The following is a 17,997-nucleotide window of genomic DNA, read 5'->3' on the forward strand; positions in this document are numbered from 1 at the left end:
TTTTATAAACCACCGAACGTTAGTAGTTAAAACAACATCACTTGTATGAACCGTCTGTTTCTCTTCTTTGCTGCCTTCGTTCTGCTGACGATCAGCGCTTTTCGAACAACGTTGCCTACCGAGCGGCCTATCGGCAAACCCACTGACGAACGTAAGCATATCAACTGGCTAACTATTGAGCAAGCCTATGCGCTCACCCAAAAGAAGCCCAAGAAATTTGTGGTCGATGTATATACCGACTGGTGTGGCTGGTGTAAAGTAATGGACCGGGAAACCTTCTCAAAACCAGGCATTGTTGATTATGTCAATGAAAACTATTACCCTGTTCGATTCAACGCTGAACAAACTGCCGACGTAACGCTGGGAAATCAAACCTTCAAATACGTAAGCGGAGGGAGCCGAGGTGTTCATGAGTTAGCTGCTGCATTATTGAAGAATCAGATGAGCTATCCGACAACGGTATTTTTAGACGAGAAATTCAACCTGATTCAACCCATAGCTGGTTATCTGGAGCCACGTACATTCCACCAGATTATCACGTATTTTGGCAAAAACTACCATCAGAAAGAGCCCTTCGACCAATATAAAATTAGTACGTATAAAGAATTCCAGGCTGCGCTGACAGCCAGCAAATAAACGTTTTTAGATATAACGCGGGTGGTAATCCGCACTTGACAAAACTACCTTGTAGTTGTTTTCAGGTGCGGATTGCCACCCGCGTTATGTATTTTTGTAGTCTCTCATCAACTCTAATTGGCGCAGACATGACAAAACGCGTGGCTTTTCTTTTTTCAGTGACTCTAGCTATCGGTTTTATGGCGGCTGGTCCGCCTAAATTCATCGATCCTCAAAACATGGATTTATCCGTGAAACCGGGCGATAATTTCTACCAGTATGCCAACGGAAACTGGCTTCGTAAAAACGCTGTCCCGGCCTCTAAAACCTCTTGGGGAAGTTTCAACGAATTACGGGAGAAAAGTCTGGATGCAATGAAATCGCTGCTAGAAGATGCCGCTAAAACTACCACAAGGGGCCGTTTATATCAGATGGTAGGTGATTACTATGTAAGCGGCATGGATAGTGCTACCATTGAAAAACGTGGTTTCGACCCCATTAAGGCTGATCTTGCGCGGGTTGACAAAGTTAATAATAAAGCCACCTTCTTCGATGAACTCGCCTATCAACGTACACAAAGTAATGGGATGTTATTCGGTTTTGGGGTAGTAACAGACCGAAAGAATGTCAATAAATACCTGCCTCAATTTAGCCAGGGAGGCACTACTCTCCCCGACCGTGATTACTACCTAAAAAGCGATGCTCGTAGCCAGAAAATTCGTGATGCCTACATCGATAACCTAACTCAACTATTTACTCTGATTGGCGAAGAACCAACTCAGGCATCGCAGGACGCCGACGTTATTATGCGTGTTGAAACAGCTCTGGCAAAAGCTCAGATGCCTCGTGTCGAAATGCGTGATCCATACAAGACGTATAACAAGCTGTCCGTCACCAATTTCATCAAACTAACTCCAGGTATCAACTGGGCAGATCAATTAGCAAAATACGGTGCCAAAGGGCAGGATACGGTTCTGGTGCAAAGTCCGGCATTCTTTCGCTCATTAGATAGTTTAGTAGCGACTACTCCTGTCGAAGATTGGCGAACGTACATGCGTTGGAACATTATCAAGGGGGCAGCTCCTTACCTTAGCGACGCATTCGTTAAACAAAACTTTGCCTTCTCGAAGGTCTTGTCAGGCCAGAAAGAGCAGACACCCCGCTGGCAACGGGTAAGTGGTCTGATTGATGGAACACTAAGCGATCTGTTAGGACAACTTTATGTAGAAAAATACTTTAAACCTGAAGCCAAGCAGCGAATGCTGGCACTAGTTAATAACCTTGAAGCATCCTTTCAGGATCATATCAAAAACCTTGACTGGATGACTGAAGACACTAAGAAAAAAGCCCTTACCAAACTATTAGCCTTCAAACGTAAAATTGGGTATCCCGACAAATGGAAAAATTATGAGGGGGTAATTATTGACCGGAACGATTTCTACGGAAATATAAAGTCGGCGGGTAAGTGGTCGTATAACCACATGATTAATCGCTTGGGAAAACCCGTTGATCGTACAGAATGGGGTATGACACCACCGACCGTAAACGCACAATATAGCCCGGTCAATAACGATATATCGTTTCCAGCAGCCATTCTGCAGTTTCCTTTCTTCGACTTTGATGCAGATGATGCCGTGAATTATGGTGGAATTGGTGCCGTTATCGGGCATGAAATGACGCACGGTTTCGATGATTCTGGCCGACAATACGATGCTGATGGTACCCTGCGTGACTGGTGGACTAAAGATGATGCCGCAAAGTTCAAAGAGCGGGCTGACAAAGTACGAGATCAGTTTTTTGGGTTTAAGGTCCTGGATTCTATAAAAGTTAATGGGCAGTTAACGCTTGGTGAAAATCTTGCCGATCTGGGTGGGTTAGCCATTGCCTACGATGCCTTCAAAAAAACGGCACAAGGTAAATCGAGTGGTAAGAAAAGTCTGATCGATGGTTTTACGCCCGACCAGCGCTTCTTTCTATCTTGGGCGCAGGTATGGCGCAGCAACCAACTTCCCGAATCAACAGCACAACGTATTTTAACCGACCCGCATGCACCGGATATATATCGGGTTAATGGACCATTGTCAAATATCGATGCTTGGTATCAGGCGTTTAACATTCAGCCTGGCGATAAATTATTTAAACCTAAAGACCAACGAATAAGAGTTTGGTAGAATAAAATTCAGTATCAGTAAAAAGCCGCATCCATTTAGTTGAGTGCGGCTTTTATCCATAAAAATGGACGTAATACTTTGCTTAACTTTCGGTCTGTCTGGCCAGCACACACAGGTAGTTAATTTGCCAATTCGTTAAATCCCAACAACTCTCTTTCCTATTATGAAAACGGCTTACCTTTTACTCATTTCGGCATACATGATCACATCATGTCAGACCAAACCAAAACAGGAAACAGCGACAACATCACCCTCAGCCACAGCAATCGAAGACAGTGCTACTGCATTGACGAAACGGCCCGGTCCCGATACACCCCGCTCAGCCGCAGATCGCTTAATTAGAGCACTTTACTTTGAGCATAATACCAAAGAAAATCCATTCCGGGAAAAGAAAGATCGCTCTTTAATAGACCAATTTTTCACAAAGCCACTTGGCGATCTAGTCTGGAATGATGCACAGAAACCAAGCGGCAAAATAAACCGAACCAAACTGAATTTACTCTTCAACGCACCCGATGCGGCTATCAAAAAGACCTGGGTTCTACCCGCTATCATAGGAGGTACACGGGCAATCGTATATGTAACCTTTGAAAACAAAGGCAAGCCTGAAGAGATCAAAATTGACATGCAGCAACTGGCTGGTCGGTGGCGTATTACTGAAATTTCTTACCCCAATGGCAAGCAGTTAACGGACCTACTGAGGTAACTTAATAGGCTTCCAAAAATTATTTTTAAAGCTACTGTTGACAACACCATAAAAACGTGTAATTTTGCAACTCCAAAACCGGAAGCGGGGTAGGAAATGTTCTTTAACAGTGCTTTTTGGGGAGTTTCCAGAGTGGCCAAATGGATCAGACTGTAAATCTGCTGGCGTACGCCTTCGGAGGTTCGAATCCTCCACTCCCCACCAAAAATGAGTTATAAAGTTTCATAGTCTTATAGTTATATCGTTCAATAACTTATGTCTTTCGAATTTTATAACTTCTTTTCGCGGAAGTAGCTCAATTGGTAGAGCGATAGCCTTCCAAGCTATAGGTTGCGGGTTCGAGACCCGTCTTCCGCTCAATGGTACATGGTCGATAACAAACATTGCTTGCTATCGACTAATGGCTTTTACTAGTAAGCCGTTATAGCTCAGCGGTAGAGCACTTCCTTGGTAAGGAAGAGGTCCGGGGTTCAAGTCCCCGTAACGGCTCAAGGCTTCATAATGAAGTCTTTTTTGATGGGTCGGCTTCGGCCGTCCGACGCTTATCGGTGTTAAGCCCAATTGGTATCAGCCCTCAAAACGGGATGATTTCGCTGGGTTTAATTTATATTCAGCGAATTCATTCAATAACAAAAAAACAGTTCACAATAGCGTTTTAAAAACATGGCAAAAGAGAATTTTGACCGCTCGAAACCGCACGTTAACATCGGTACGATTGGTCACGTTGACCACGGTAAAACGACGCTTACGGCTGCCATTACGAAAGTGCTGGCCGAAAAGGGTCTAGCAGCAGTACGGGACTTTTCCTCGATCGACAACGCTCCCGAAGAAAAAGAGCGTGGTATCACCATCAATACATCGCACGTTGAGTACGCAACTGCGAACCGTCACTACGCCCACGTTGACTGCCCAGGCCACGCTGACTATGTGAAAAACATGGTGACTGGTGCTGCTCAAATGGACGGTGCTATCCTTGTGGTAGCTGCTACTGACGGACCAATGCCCCAAACTCGTGAGCACATCCTGCTTGCTCGTCAGGTAGGCGTGCCTCAGCTCGTTGTATTCATGAATAAAGTGGATATGGTCGACGATCCTGAGCTGCTCGAACTCGTTGAGATGGAAATTCGCGAGCTATTGAGCTTCTATAGCTTCGACGGTGATAACATCCCAGTTATTCAAGGTTCGGCTCTTGGTGGTCTGAACGGCGACGCGAAATGGGTTGCTACTATTGAAGAGCTGATGCAGAGTGTAGATGATTTTATCCCTCTGCCTCCTCGTATGACAGATCTTCCATTCCTTATGCCAGTAGAAGACGTATTCTCGATCACAGGTCGTGGTACAGTTGCTACAGGTCGTATTGAGCGTGGAATCATCAACTCAGGCGAACAAGTTGAAATCCTTGGTATGGGTGCTGAAAACCTGAAATCAGTTGTAACGGGTGTTGAAATGTTCCGGAAAATTCTGGACCGTGGTGAAGCCGGTGACAACGTAGGTCTTCTACTCCGTGGTATTGAAAAAACCGATATCCGTCGTGGTATGGTTATTTGCAAACCAGGTTCAGTAAAACCACACTCGAAGTTCAAGGCTGAGGTTTATGTACTGTCGAAAGAAGAAGGTGGTCGTCATACTCCATTCTTCAACAAGTATCGCCCTCAGTTCTACTTCCGTACCACTGATGTAACAGGTGAAATTTCACTACCTGCTGGTGTTGAGATGGTAATGCCAGGTGATAACATTACGATTGATGTAACGCTGATCAATAAAATCGCTATGGAAAAAGGTCTTCGTTTCGCTATTCGCGAAGGTGGCCGTACTGTAGGAGCTGGTCAGGTAACAGAAATCCTCGACTAATTGTAAGTATCTTAAAACAAGTGCATTTCTTACCGGAGATGCACTTGTTTTTTTGATATTAATTCGTACTTTTGCAGTCCGTTTCAGAAGCACGCTGATATGGATTTTTTTAAACGGGTGTAGTTCAAGGGTAGAATAGCGGTCTCCAAAACCGTTGATGGGAGTTCGAATCTCTCCACCCGTGCAAATCCTTTACATCGAATGGACAAGTTTATATCGTTTCTGAAAGCCTCCTGGGAGGAAGTTCAGCATAACGTGACTTGGCCTAAATTCAGCGATCTGCAATCCAGTTCAACGCTGGTACTGGTAGCTTCGCTGATTTTTGCGCTATTGGTCGGGTTAATTGATTTAGTGTTCGAGAACGGACTGAACGCATTTTATCAGTCTTTCTAAACTGGCTTACGAAACATGAGCGGCATACAATGGTACGTCATTCGGGCGGTGTCGGGTCAGGAAAAGAAAATCAAATCCTACCTTGACAATGAGATTATCCGGCAGAAGTTGGACGAAGTGATTCCGCAGGTATTAATTCCAGCGGAAAAGGTGTACGAAATGCGTAACGGTAAGAAACGCGTTCGGGAGAAGTCATTTTTCCCTGGGTACATTCTTATTTCAGCCGACCTGGGTAATAACCGAGCCCTCGACATGATTTTGAATATGCCGGGTGTGTTAGGTTTCCTGGGTAACTCCCAGGTAGGGACGACGTCGAAAGTTCCTGTTCCCCTTCGCCAAGCTGAAGTAAATCGCATTTTAGGTAAAGTTGACGAAGAAGCGCAGGAAGTTGCAGCGCCAACAGTTGGTTACCTGAAAGGTGAAAACGTAAAAGTTGTGGATGGCCCATTTGCCAACTTCATCGGCACCGTAGAAGAAGTATTCGACGACAGGAAGAAATTGAACGTCGTTGTAAAAATATTTGGCCGGAACACTCCGGTAGAACTCAGTTACGCACAAGTAGAAAAGGAAAGCTAATCGTAAGACTAGTTCTCCGTGGTCTGGCATCCTATGCTTCCCTCAGAGGATGGCCGGCCAAAACAAGTTGATTAACTGCAAATGGTGTGCGGATTGGTTATGTGACGAACCAATAGGAAACCAGAGCAGAAGCGGGGCCGCCCGTGCGGTCGTAACTCAATTACCAAAATGGCAAAAGAAGTAGGTGGCTACGTTAAGCTGCAAGTCAAAGGCGGGCAAGCCAACCCCTCACCTCCGATCGGTCCGGCGCTAGGTTCCAAGGGTTTAAATATCATGGAATTCTGTAAGCAGTTCAATGGCCGGACGCAGGATAAAATGGGTACGGTATTGCCGGTTTTGATTACGTATTACAAGGATAAGTCCTTTGATTTCGTCATCAAAACTCCGCCCGCACCAATTCTGCTGATGGAAGCAGCTAAGCTGAAAGGCGGCTCTGCTCAACCAAACCGCAAAAAAGTCGGCTCAGTTACGTGGGATCAGGTTCGGACAATCGCGGAAACGAAGATGCCCGATCTGAATGCATTCACGATCGAGTCGGCAATGAAGCAGGTGGCCGGTACGGCCCGCAGTATGGGAATCACGGTGACGGGCACAGCGCCATTCGAGAACTAAACAGACTTGCCGAAGCAAACACAGAAATGGCTAAGTTAACGAAAAAACAAAAGGAAGCCCAGTCGAAGTACGACGCTGCCAAAGAATACTCACTCCAACAGGCTGCTGAGATTCTGAAGCAAATTTCGTACACGAAGTTTGATGCTTCCGTCGATATTGATGTTCGGTTAGGCGTTGATCCGCGTAAAGCTGACCAGATGGTTCGTGGCGTTGCTACGTTGCCTCATGGTACAGGTAAAACGGTGCGCGTACTGGTGCTTTGCACCCCGGACAAGGAGAACGAAGCGAAAGAAGCAGGTGCAGATTTCGTGGGTCTGGACGATTACATCCAGAAGATCGAACAAGGCTGGACGGACGTTGACGTGATTATCACGATGCCGAGCGTTATGGCTAAAGTTGGTCGGTTGGGTAAAGTGCTGGGACCACGGGGTTTGATGCCAAACCCTAAATCAGGTACGGTAACTCCTGATGTAGCAAAAGCAGTTCGCGAGGTGAAAGCCGGTAAAATCGACTTCAAAGTCGATAAGCAAGGCGCTATTCACACCAGTATTGGTAAAGTATCGTTTACGCCAGAAAAACTGGCTGAAAACGCGCAGGAAATCATTTCTACATTATTACGTCTGAAGCCTTCGTCGGCTAAAGGAACGTATGTAAAAACGATCAACCTGTCGAGCACGATGAGTCCAGGAGTAACGATTGATAAAGGCACAGTAGCCGGTATTTAAGCCATGAAGCGCGAGGACAAAGGAGCAATTATTGAGGAATTAGCTGGTAAGTTCCAGTCCATTCCCTTCTTCTACATCACGGAAGCCAATGGCATGACGGTTGCTGAAACCAACACTCTCCGTCGGATGTGTTTTGAACGGGGCATCGAGTATAAAGTGGTGAAGAATTCATTCATCAAAAAAGCACTCGAACCCCTTGATACGGATTATACGCCGTTCAACGAGACGGTGCTGCATGGTCAATCAGCGGTGATGTTTCACCCCGAAAATGGCAAAGCACCGGCGCAGCTTATTAAGGAGTTCCGTAAAACGAACGATAAGCTGCAATTGAAGGCTGCTTCAATTGATTATAGCCTATTTATTGGTGCTGACCAACTCGACACGCTCATCGCCTTGAAGAGCAGAGAAGAATTGATTGGCGAAATCATCGGTCTGCTGCAATCACCTGCGAAAAACGTCATATCGGCGTTGCAAAGTGGTGGCAACAAATTGGCCGGTATCCTCAAAACGCTGTCGGAGCGCGAGGAAGCAGCTTAATTTTTCCGACACCAAGTTTTTCAATATTGTATCACAATCAAATTAAGAAAATACTACAATGGCAGATTTGAAAGCGTTCGCGGAGCAGCTTGTAAGCCTGACAGTTAAAGAAGTTAACGAGCTAGCTACCATCCTGAAGGATGAGTATGGCATCGAACCAGCTGCTGCTGCTCCAGTAATGGTAGCCGGTGGTGCAGGCGCAGGTGATGCTGCTCCAGCTGTAGCTGAGAAAACATCGTTCGACGTAATTCTGAAGTCGGCTGGTGCTGCTAAACTAGCTGTCGTGAAATTAGTAAAAGACCTTACTGGTCTGGGTTTGAAAGAAGCCAAAGAATTGGTTGACACAGCTCCAAAGCCAGTGAAAGAAGGCGTTGCTAAAGACGAAGCTGAAGCACTGCGGAAACAACTTGAAGAAGCTGGTGCTGAAGTAGAAGTTAAGTAAGCAGATAGCTCTCTCGCATATCGCTCCAGGCAGGGGAGGCCAGACCAACGTCTGGTCTTTTCCTGTTTGGAGACTTTTTGTCTAAGCTATTGCAAAAGACAAACTTATTTTTATTGCAATATGTTAATTATTTACGCTCCTTGGGTTGGGTGACACCTGGAGCCTGAATACCGCTTAGTTCGAGTGCCGTGGCAAATCTTCGCAACGCACTCATTGAGAATCGGTTACGCACTAAACGAAGCACAATCTTGGCGACAAACGCGAAAATCAGTACGCGCAAAAATTTTGCGACGATTCAGCCAGTGATTGGATACCCAGACTTTCTGGACATCCAAGTAAAATCCTTCAAAGATTTTTTCCAGCTTGACACGCCCTCTAACCAACGGTCAGAAGAAGGTTTGTTCAAGGTTTTTCAGGAAAATTTCCCTATATCCGACTCCCGTGAGAATTTCAAACTGGAGTTCATCGATTACTCTGTCGATCCACCGAAATATTCGGTCGACGAGTCGATCGACCGGGGACTGACCTATTCGGTACCCTTGAAAGCTAAACTGCGTCTATCGAACAATGACCCCGACAACGAGGACTTTGAAACGATTGAGCAAGAGGTGTTCCTGGGTAACATTCCGTACATGACCGAGAAAGGCTCGTTCGTGATTAACGGAGCCGAGCGGGTTATTGTTTCCCAACTACACCGTTCGCCAGGCGTGTTCTTCTCGATGAGCAAGCACACGAATGGTACCAAGCTGTATTCGGCTCGGATTATTCCGTTCAAAGGCTCATGGATTGAGTTCTCGACGGATGTTAACAATGTCATGTATGCGTATATCGACCGGAAAAAGAAATTCCCGGTAACGACCCTGCTGCGTGCCATTGGTTTCGGTTCGGATAAAGACATTCTGGACTTGTTCGGTCTGTCGGAAGAAGTTCCTGCTACCCCAGCGAACCTGAAGAAGGCCATTGGCCGTCGGTTAGCAGCTCGGGTACTGCGCACGTGGACGGAAGACTTTGTGGATGAGGATACGGGCGAAGTAGTTTCCATCAGCCGGAACGAGGTGCTCTTAGAGCGCGACTCGGCCATCTCGGCAGATGACATTGATGTAATTACTGAATCAGGTCAGAAATCAGTCATCCTGCATAAGGAAGACATGAACATGGCCGATTACAACATTATTTATAACACACTGCAGAAAGATAGCTCCAACTCTGAAAAAGAGGCTGTAGAGCAAATATATCGGCAGCTTCGGAACGCCGACGCGCCCGATGAACAAACAGCTCGTGAAATTATTCAGAGTTTATTTTTCTCGGACAAACGCTATGATCTTGGCGACGTAGGCCGTTACCGGATTAATAAAAAACTCCAGCTCGATATTTCGTCAGAAATGAAGGTATTAACCACAGAAGACATCGTGTCTATTGTGAAATACCTGATTGGTCTGATTAACTCGAAAGCTGTCGTCGATGATATTGACCACTTAAGTAACCGACGTGTTCGGACTGTAGGTGAGCAGTTATATGCACAATTTGGTGTTGGTCTGGCCCGGATGGCGCGGACGATTAAAGAACGGATGAACGTTCGGGACAATGAGGATTTCAAACCTGTTGACCTGATTAACGCCCGGACTTTATCGTCGGTTATCAACTCGTTCTTCGGTACAAACCAATTATCGCAGTTTATGGACCAAACGAACCCATTGGCCGAGGTGACGCACAAACGTCGTATGTCGGCTCTTGGACCAGGTGGTCTGTCACGTGAACGGGCTGGTTTTGAAGTTCGTGACGTACACTATACGCACTACGGTCGTCTGTGTACCATCGAAACCCCTGAAGGTCCGAACATTGGTCTGATTTCATCCTTGTGTGTCTATGCTAAAATTAACAGCATGGGCTTCATTGAAACCCCATACCGGATTATCGAAAACGGTAAGGTATCGATGGATAAACCTGTGATGTATCTGACAGCTGAAGAAGAAGATACACACTATATCGCGCAGGCCAACGCAGGCATCGACAAAAAAGGGAACTTCCAGGTAGATCGCCTGAAAGCCCGTTTTGAAGGTGACTTCCCAATGGCTGAACCAGCGAACGTTACCTTCATGGACATTGCCCCGAACCAGATTGTATCGGTGGCCGCTTCCATGATTCCGTTCCTTGAGCATGATGATGCTAACCGTGCCCTGATGGGTTCGAACATGCAACGTCAGGCAGTTCCGTTGCTCCGTCCTGAAGCTCCGATTGTGGGTACTGGTCTGGAAGGACGTGTTGCTGTTGATTCACGGACTCTGGTAATTGCCGAAGCAGATGGCGTAGTGGAGTTCGTTGACTCTACCAAAATTGTTGTTAAATATAATCTTGACGACGATCAACTGGCCGTTACGTTTGACGAAGACCGGAAAACATACAACCTCATCAAGTTCCGCCGAACGAATCAGGATACATGCATCAATATTAAGCCAACCGTGCTGAAAGGCCAGAAGGTGAAGAAAGGGGATGTATTGTGCGAAGGTTACGCAACCCAGGCAGGAGAGTTGGCACTGGGCCGGAACATGAAAGTTGCTTTCATGCCTTGGCAGGGTTACAACTTTGAGGATGCTATCGTGATTTCGGAGCGTGTCGTTCGTGAAGATATTTTCACCTCGATCCACATCGAAGAGTTTGAACTGGAAGTACGGGATACGAAACGGGGTGAAGAGGAATTAACCTCTGAAATTCCAAACGTAAGCGAAGAAACAGTTCGGAATCTTGACGAAAACGGTATCGTTCGCGTTGGTACGGAAGTTAAAGAAGGTGATATTCTGATTGGTAAGATCACACCGAAAGGTGAAAGCGATCCAACGCCAGAAGAAAAACTGCTCCGTGCGATCTTCGGTGATAAAGCTGGTGACGTGAAAGATGCGTCGAAGAAAGCACCACCGTCCTTGAAAGGCGTCGTTATCGACACCAAGTTGTTTGCACGTCCGGCCAAAGAAGACCGGGGTAAGCACAAAGACGAAGTGAAGGCTCTTATGAAGAAGTACAGCCGCGAACTGACCGACTTCCGGGCACGAATGATTGAAAAAATCGTGCCGCTCCTGGATGGCAAAACCAGTGCGGGTGTTAAACATAAGTTCGGCGATGAGATTGTTAGTAAAGGGGTGAAGTTCAACCGTAAGAATATTACGGATAACCTATTCCCAGACAAGAACGCTTATCGCGACGAAAGTAGCTACGCCGTAGCGGAAGAGGCTAACCTCTTGTCGGACATGAATTTGAACGACTGGACGGAAGACGCTAAATTGAACGAGATGGTTGTTGCTTTAGTAAAAAACTACAACAATCGTCGGAGTGAAATTACGGGGCGCTTCAAACGCGAACGGTTTACACTTGAAGTTGGTGACGAACTCCCGGCAGGTATTGTGAAACTGGCTAAAGTATACATCGCTAAGAAGCGCAAGCTGAAAGTAGGTGATAAAATGGCTGGTCGTCACGGTAACAAAGGGGTTGTAGCCCGGATCGTGCGAGATGAAGACATGCCGTTCCTCGAAGATGGAACAAAAGTGGACATCGTACTAAACCCGCTTGGTGTACCATCCCGGATGAACATCGGTCAGATTTACGAAACTGTACTGGCCTGGGCCGGTCAGAAATTAGATCGCAAGTACGCAACACCGATTTTTGACGGAGCAACGGAGCAACAAGTAGCCGATGAGTTAGACGAAGCAGGTCTGCCATCTTTTGGCCGGACTTACCTCTACAATGGCTTAACGGGTGAGCGTTTCGATCAGGCTGTAACAGTCGGTATTATTTACATGCTCAAACTTGGCCACTTAGTGGACGATAAAATGCACGCCCGTTCGATTGGACCTTACTCGCTCATTACACAGCAGCCGCTGGGTGGTAAGGCGCAGTTCGGTGGTCAGCGGTTCGGTGAGATGGAAGTGTGGGCGTTGGAAGCCTTCGGTGCTTCGAACATCCTGCAGGAAATCCTGACCGTAAAATCCGATGACGTAGTCGGCCGTGCAAAGGCATATGAAGCTATCGTAAAAGGTGAAAACCTACCGAAGCCAAATATTCCTGAGTCGTTCAACGTACTCGTTCACGAGTTACGTGGTCTTGCACTTGAAATTACATTAGAGTAAACTAGTTGTAAGTAATAAGTTAATAAGTTGTCAGTGGAAGACATGCCATTTACAACTTATTAACTTACTACTTACAACTCTTTCAAACCTATAATCTCCAACCAATGTCGTTCAAAAAGAACAAGAAACTCAACAGCGACTTTGCCAGTGTGACGATCAGTCTGGCATCGCCGGAGTCTATTTTGGAGAGTTCCTACGGCGAAGTGACACAGCCGGAGACCATCAATTACCGGACTTACAAACCAGAAATGGGCGGCTTATTCTGCGAGCGCATTTTCGGGCCTGTAAAAGACTGGGAATGTCACTGCGGTAAGTACAAGCGGATTCGCTATAAAGGCATTATCTGCGATCGTTGTGGCGTAGAAGTAACCGAGAAAAAGGTTCGCCGGGAGCGTATGGGCCACATCGAACTGGTGGTGCCTGTTGCGCATATCTGGTATTTCCGCAGCTTGCCTAACAAAATTGGGTATCTGCTGGGCCTTTCGACCAAAAAACTCGACCAGGTTATTTACTACGAACGCTACGTAGTTGTACAACCCGGTGTTAAAGCCGAAGATGGCATCAACCAACTCGACTTCCTGACAGAAGACGAGTATCTAGACATCATCGATAAACTGCCGAGCAGCAACCAGCACCTCGACGACAAAGACCCCAATAAATTCATCGCCAAAATGGGTGCTGAAGCATTGGAAATGTTGTTGTCGCGGGTAGAGCTTGATGAGTTATCATACTCATTACGGCACGCTGCTGCTACCGATACGTCGCAACAACGGAAGGCAGAAGCGTTGAAACGATTGAAAGTCGTTGAAGCATTCCGGGAAGCCAATGGCCGTATTGAAAACCGTCCTGAATGGATGGTGATTAAGATGGTTCCGGTTATTCCACCCGAACTACGCCCACTTGTCCCACTGGATGGTGGCCGGTTTGCTACGTCCGATTTGAATGATCTGTATCGTCGGGTAATCATCCGGAACAACCGTCTGAAGCGCCTTATCGAAATCAAAGCGCCCGAAGTAATTCTCCGTAACGAAAAACGGATGTTGCAGGAAGCTGTCGATTCGCTGTTCGACAACTCACGTAAGGTAAACGCCGTTCGTTCGGAAGGTAACCGTGCGCTGAAGTCGCTGTCCGACATGCTGAAAGGTAAGCAAGGGCGTTTCCGTCAGAACCTGCTCGGTAAACGCGTTGACTATTCAGGTCGTTCGGTTATCGTGGTTGGTCCTGAATTGAAACTGCATGAGTGTGGTCTACCTAAAGACATGGCTGCCGAATTGTTCAAGCCGTTTGTTATTCGCAAACTGATTGAGCGGGGCATCGTGAAAACGGTAAAATCGGCCAAGAAAATTGTTGACCGGAAAGATCCTGTTATCTGGGACATTCTGGAAAACGTACTGAAAGGTCACCCTGTTCTGCTGAACCGGGCTCCAACGCTTCACCGTTTGGGTATTCAGGCATTCCAGCCGAAACTCATCGAAGGTAAAGCTATTCAGTTGCACCCACTCGTTTGTACCGCCTTCAACGCTGACTTTGACGGTGACCAGATGGCCGTTCACGTGCCATTGGGCCAGGAAGCTGTCCTTGAAGCGTCGCTGCTGATGTTGGCCTCGCACAATATCCTGAACCCTGCCAATGGTGCGCCGATTACGGTACCATCGCAAGACATGGTATTGGGTCTGTACTATGTGACCAAAGGTCGCAAGAGCATTCCTGAGTACCCAATTGCGGGTGAAGGTATGACGTTCTACGGTACCGAAGAAGTTGTCATTGGTATCAATGAAGGTAAAGTTTCCAAACACGCCAATATTAAGTGCCGGGTGAAAGTTCGGGACGAAAATGGTGATCTTGTATGGAAAGTTATCGATACAGTAGCTGGTCGTCTGTTATTCAACCAAGCGGTACCTGAAGAAGTTGGTTATATCAATGAACTTCTGACGAAGAAGAAACTGCAACAAATCATTGCGTTGATCTTCAAAATCTCGGGTGGTGCACGGACAGCTCAATTCCTTGATGAAATCAAAGAACTCGGTTTCCAGATGGCTTTCAAAGGCGGTCTGTCTATCGGTTTGAGTGATATCATGATTCCTGAAGCAAAACAGCCATTGGTTGAAGAAGCTAAAGCTGAAGTTCAGGGTGTTTGGGACAACTACCTGATGGGTCTGATTACGGAGAATGAACGTTACAACCAGGTTATCGATATCTGGACGCGCGTAAATTCCCGTTTGACTGAGACGCTGATGAAGCAACTCGAAGCCGATCAGGGTGGTTTCAACTCAATCTACATGATGATGCACTCGGGAGCCCGTGGTTCTCGCGAGCAGATTCGTCAATTGGGTGGCATGCGAGGTCTGATGGCTAAGCCACAGAAAAACCTGCAGGGTTCAGTTGGTGAGATTATAGAAAACCCAATTCTGTCGAACTTCAAAGAAGGTCTCGACGTATTGGAGTACTTTATCTCAACCCATGGTGCTCGTAAAGGTCTGGCCGATACAGCTCTGAAAACAGCTGATGCCGGTTACCTAACCCGCCGTCTGCACGACGTAGCGCAGGATGTCATTATCAGTGAAGACGATTGCGGTACCCTTCGTGGTCTGCAAGTATCAGCGCTGAAAGACAACGAAGATATCGTTGAGCCACTGTCCGAACGTATTTTGGGGCGGACTACAGTTCATGATATCTACGATCCGCTTACAAAAGAGTTAATTGTTGCTTCTGGTAACATTGTAACCGAAGAAGTAGCGGCTCATATTGATGAAACGAGCATTGAAACAGTTGAAATCCGTTCAGTTTTAACGTGCGAATCGCGACAAGGTGTTTGCGCCAAATGTTATGGTCGTAACCTGGCATCGGGCCGCATGGTCGATATCGGTGAAGCTGTGGGTGTAATTGCTTCGCAGTCAATCGGTGAGCCTGGTACACAGTTAACCCTTCGTACCTTCCACGTGGGTGGTACGGCGTCTAACATTGCCGTTGATGCTTCGATCAAAGCGAAATTCGATGGTTTGATTGAACTGGAAGAAATGAGAACGGTTCAATCGGAAGACAGCGAAGGAAACCCTCAAACGGTCGTAATGGGTCGTTCGGGTGAAGTTCGGATTGTGAATCCAGCTGACCGTAACGTAGTGCTGATAAGCAATAACGTTCCATACGGTGCGTTCCTGCGGGTGAAAGATGGCGATATGGTGAAGAAAGGCGACGATATTTGCGCCTGGGATCCTTATAACGCCGTTATCCTGTCGGAATTAACCGGAACGCTGAATTTCGACGCTATTGAAGACGGTATCACTTACCGTGAGGAGTTTGATGAACAGACCGGCTTCCAGGAGAAGGTAATCATCGAAACCCGCGATAAAGCGAAGAACCCAGCCATTGTCGTTCAGGGCACCACAACGCTTACATTGCACTTACCTGATAACGAAGGTGGTCCATTGCAGAAGAGCTACAACTTGCCTGTTGGTTCGCGTCTGGTTGTTAAGGAAGGTCAGAAAATTAAAGCTGGTCAACCCCTGGCGAAGATTCCACGTAACGTTGGTAAAACTCGTGACATCACGGGTGGTCTGCCACGGGTAACGGAATTGTTCGAAGCCCGTAACCCGTCGAACCCGGCTGTGGTAAGCGAAATTGATGGTGTTGTTACCTATGGTACCATCAAACGCGGTAACCGTGAAATCTTCATCGAGTCGAAAGATGGTACGAAGAAGAAATATCTGGTTCCACTGTCGAAGTTCATCCTTGTACAGGACAATGACTTTGTTCGCGCTGGTGCTCCATTATCTGACGGTGCCATTACACCGAGCGATATTCTGGCCATCAAAGGTCCGACTGCCGTTCAGGAGTATCTGGTAAATGAAATTCAGGAAGTTTACCGCTTGCAAGGGGTGAAAATCAACGATAAGCACATCGAAGCCATCGTACGCCAGATGATGCAGAAAGTTGAGATCATCGACTCAGGTGATACCAATTTCCTCGAAGGACAGGTTGTTGATAAATGGGCGTTCCGCGAAGAAAACGATAAAGTACTTGATGCCAAAGTGGTTATGGATGCTGGCGATTCGCCAAACTTCAAACCAGGTATGATTGTAACAAGTCGTCAATTGCGTGACGAAAACTCAAGTTTGAAACGTCGTGATATGGCCCTTGCAACCGTTCGTGATGCTATGGCCGCTGTTTCGCAGCCAACGCTGATGGGTATCACCCAATCTTCACTGGGCACCGACAGCTTTATCTCGGCCGCTTCCTTCCAGGAAACGACGAAGGTATTGAGTGAAGCCTCTATTCGTGGTAAGCGTGATGTACTTGACGGTCTGAAAGAGAACGTTATCGTAGGTCACCTGATTCCAGCGGGTACCGGTCTTCGTCGCTATCAAGGCACGATTGTTGGCTCGAAAGAAGAACTGGAAACAGTTACAGAATCGCGCGAACAGTTTGCCCGCAGCAAGAAACGGGCGACGGTTTAAACGTCGATCTAGTCATACAAACAAAATGCCCCAACCATTTCTGGTTGGGGCATTTTGTTTGTATGACTATTGAACTTTGCCCTACTTATTAAATCTGATAATTAATCTGTCAGTCCGCATTTTGCTAAGAATTAGCAGGATTTAACTTGTATTATTTGACATATAAGTTTACTTTTACCAACAAAAGAACGCTACGCTTTGAAACGCACTGTCTCCGTTGGCCTACTTAGCTTATTGCTCTGCCACATACTGGCTTACATGCTGGTATTGGTGAGTATAAATGGGCAGGAAGAGCGTGATTTGACAAGTCGATTGACGGTATATCGAACGGTTGATAGCATTGTAGAGTTCTATGTTCCCTTACATGAGAAGGCCGCTGAAACTGTTTTTACCAAGCAATCATCTGAAGGATTTGCCTATAAGGGTAGTTTCTATGAAGTTGTCCGGTTAGAGATGCAGAATGACACGCTGCATATACTAGGATTCGCGACGAAAACACGTTCACTCTGGCAACAGGATTTACTTAGCTTCATCGAGCATCAGTTTATTGGGGAATCGGGTCGATCACAGAAGAAGGCTGGTCATCTATTGAAAAATTTATTGAAAGAGTATTGCCCGTTTGATAAGCCTACGATTTATATAATGCCTGGCCACTGGCGCGAAGCAGTGCAAATTCCCTCTGTCCTTTCGGTCCTAACTAACCGTGCGGTACCAGTTCATTCTCCTCCCCCAAGGGCCTAAATGGCTATATTGACTACCTGAGACCTGTAGGTTATTCTGTTGCAATGATTTATTGA

General features: G+C 46.6%; 13 protein-coding genes and 4 tRNA genes. All 17 read left to right on the plus strand.

Translation table 11 applies throughout. The features are described 5' to 3' along the window. The first annotated feature begins 45 nt into the window (after positions 1-45). The 17 genes from GO755_RS36455 (at position 46) to GO755_RS36535 (ending at position 17,941) form a co-directional block, all read left to right on the plus strand. Positions 46-636, plus strand: coding sequence for a thioredoxin family protein (locus GO755_RS36455; RefSeq protein WP_157590376.1), 591 nt, complete (start codon positions 46-48; stop codon positions 634-636). 128 nt (positions 637-764) lie between these two features. Next, a complete protein-coding gene (locus GO755_RS36460) occupies positions 765-2,786 on the plus strand; it encodes a M13 family metallopeptidase (protein ID WP_157590377.1) in 2,022 nt (673 codons plus the stop codon). 163 nt (positions 2,787-2,949) lie between these two features. Next, the gene (locus GO755_RS36465) at positions 2,950-3,492 is read left to right on the plus strand and encodes a hypothetical protein (RefSeq protein WP_157590378.1); all 543 of its coding nucleotides are present in this window, start codon (positions 2,950-2,952) and stop codon (positions 3,490-3,492) included. A gap of 118 nt (positions 3,493-3,610) precedes the next feature. Next, positions 3,611-3,696, plus strand: a tRNA-Tyr gene (locus GO755_RS36470). 80 nt (positions 3,697-3,776) lie between these two features. After that, a tRNA-Gly gene (locus tag GO755_RS36475) sits at positions 3,777-3,849 on the plus strand. Positions 3,850-3,909: 60 nt separating this feature from the next. Continuing rightward, positions 3,910-3,981 (plus strand) — tRNA-Thr (locus GO755_RS36480). Between the two features lie 174 nt (positions 3,982-4,155). Beyond that, positions 4,156-5,343 (plus strand): elongation factor Tu, encoded by a 1,188-nt coding sequence (tuf, locus tag GO755_RS36485; RefSeq protein ID WP_157590379.1) that lies wholly within the window; start codon positions 4,156-4,158, stop codon positions 5,341-5,343. A 113-nt stretch (positions 5,344-5,456) separates the two neighbouring features. Next, positions 5,457-5,527: transfer RNA gene (locus GO755_RS36490), tRNA-Trp, on the plus strand. Positions 5,528-5,544: 17 nt separating this feature from the next. After that, a complete protein-coding gene (gene secE / locus GO755_RS36495; protein WP_012928967.1) occupies positions 5,545-5,736 on the plus strand; it encodes a preprotein translocase subunit SecE in 192 nt (63 codons plus the stop codon). A gap of 15 nt (positions 5,737-5,751) precedes the next feature. Next, positions 5,752-6,312, plus strand: coding sequence for a transcription termination/antitermination protein NusG (gene nusG, locus GO755_RS36500; RefSeq protein ID WP_157590380.1), 561 nt, complete (start codon positions 5,752-5,754; stop codon positions 6,310-6,312). Positions 6,313-6,480: 168 nt separating this feature from the next. After that, positions 6,481-6,924 carry a 50S ribosomal protein L11 gene (gene rplK, locus GO755_RS36505; protein ID WP_111344336.1) on the plus strand — a complete coding sequence of 148 codons (444 nt, stop codon included), beginning with the start codon at positions 6,481-6,483 and terminating at the stop codon, positions 6,922-6,924. A 26-nt stretch (positions 6,925-6,950) separates the two neighbouring features. Then, positions 6,951-7,649, plus strand: coding sequence for a 50S ribosomal protein L1 (gene rplA, locus GO755_RS36510; protein ID WP_157590381.1), 699 nt, complete (start codon positions 6,951-6,953; stop codon positions 7,647-7,649). Between the two features lie 3 nt (positions 7,650-7,652). Next, positions 7,653-8,186 carry a 50S ribosomal protein L10 gene (rplJ, locus tag GO755_RS36515; protein WP_157590382.1) on the plus strand — a complete coding sequence of 178 codons (534 nt, stop codon included), beginning with the start codon at positions 7,653-7,655 and terminating at the stop codon, positions 8,184-8,186. A gap of 58 nt (positions 8,187-8,244) precedes the next feature. After that, a complete protein-coding gene (gene rplL / locus GO755_RS36520; protein ID WP_142775445.1) occupies positions 8,245-8,628 on the plus strand; it encodes a 50S ribosomal protein L7/L12 in 384 nt (127 codons plus the stop codon). 248 nt (positions 8,629-8,876) lie between these two features. Then, positions 8,877-12,746 (plus strand): DNA-directed RNA polymerase subunit beta, encoded by a 3,870-nt coding sequence (gene rpoB / locus GO755_RS36525; RefSeq protein ID WP_157590421.1) that lies wholly within the window; start codon positions 8,877-8,879, stop codon positions 12,744-12,746. 104 nt (positions 12,747-12,850) lie between these two features. After that, positions 12,851-17,200 carry a DNA-directed RNA polymerase subunit beta' gene (gene rpoC, locus GO755_RS36530; protein ID WP_157590383.1) on the plus strand — a complete coding sequence of 1,450 codons (4,350 nt, stop codon included), beginning with the start codon at positions 12,851-12,853 and terminating at the stop codon, positions 17,198-17,200. 198 nt (positions 17,201-17,398) lie between these two features. Further along, a complete protein-coding gene (locus GO755_RS36535; protein ID WP_157590384.1) occupies positions 17,399-17,941 on the plus strand; it encodes a hypothetical protein in 543 nt (180 codons plus the stop codon). Positions 17,942-17,997: the final 56 nt, after the last annotated feature.

It is taken from the genome of Spirosoma arboris (genome assembly GCF_009754945.1).
Lineage (GTDB): Bacteria > Bacteroidota > Bacteroidia > Cytophagales > Spirosomataceae > Spirosoma > Spirosoma arboris.

Bases quoted from the DNA above. Each gene is read 5' to 3' on its own strand.
- rplK (WP_111344336.1), top strand. From the start codon at position 6,481: ATGGCAAAAGAAGTAGGTGGCTACGTTAAGCTGCAAGTCAAAGGCGGG.
- rplA (WP_157590381.1), top strand. From the start codon at position 6,951: ATGGCTAAGTTAACGAAAAAACAAAAGGAAGCCCAGTCGAAGTACGAC.
- tuf (WP_157590379.1), top strand. From the start codon at position 4,156: ATGGCAAAAGAGAATTTTGACCGCTCGAAACCGCACGTTAACATCGGT.
- nusG (WP_157590380.1), top strand. From the start codon at position 5,752: ATGAGCGGCATACAATGGTACGTCATTCGGGCGGTGTCGGGTCAGGAA.
- GO755_RS36460 (WP_157590377.1), top strand. From the start codon at position 765: ATGACAAAACGCGTGGCTTTTCTTTTTTCAGTGACTCTAGCTATCGGT.
- GO755_RS36455 (WP_157590376.1), top strand. From the start codon at position 46: ATGAACCGTCTGTTTCTCTTCTTTGCTGCCTTCGTTCTGCTGACGATC.
- rpoC (WP_157590383.1), top strand. From the start codon at position 12,851: ATGTCGTTCAAAAAGAACAAGAAACTCAACAGCGACTTTGCCAGTGTG.
- secE (WP_012928967.1), top strand. From the start codon at position 5,545: ATGGACAAGTTTATATCGTTTCTGAAAGCCTCCTGGGAGGAAGTTCAG.
- rplJ (WP_157590382.1), top strand. From the start codon at position 7,653: ATGAAGCGCGAGGACAAAGGAGCAATTATTGAGGAATTAGCTGGTAAG.
- rplL (WP_142775445.1), top strand. From the start codon at position 8,245: ATGGCAGATTTGAAAGCGTTCGCGGAGCAGCTTGTAAGCCTGACAGTT.
- GO755_RS36465 (WP_157590378.1), top strand. From the start codon at position 2,950: ATGAAAACGGCTTACCTTTTACTCATTTCGGCATACATGATCACATCA.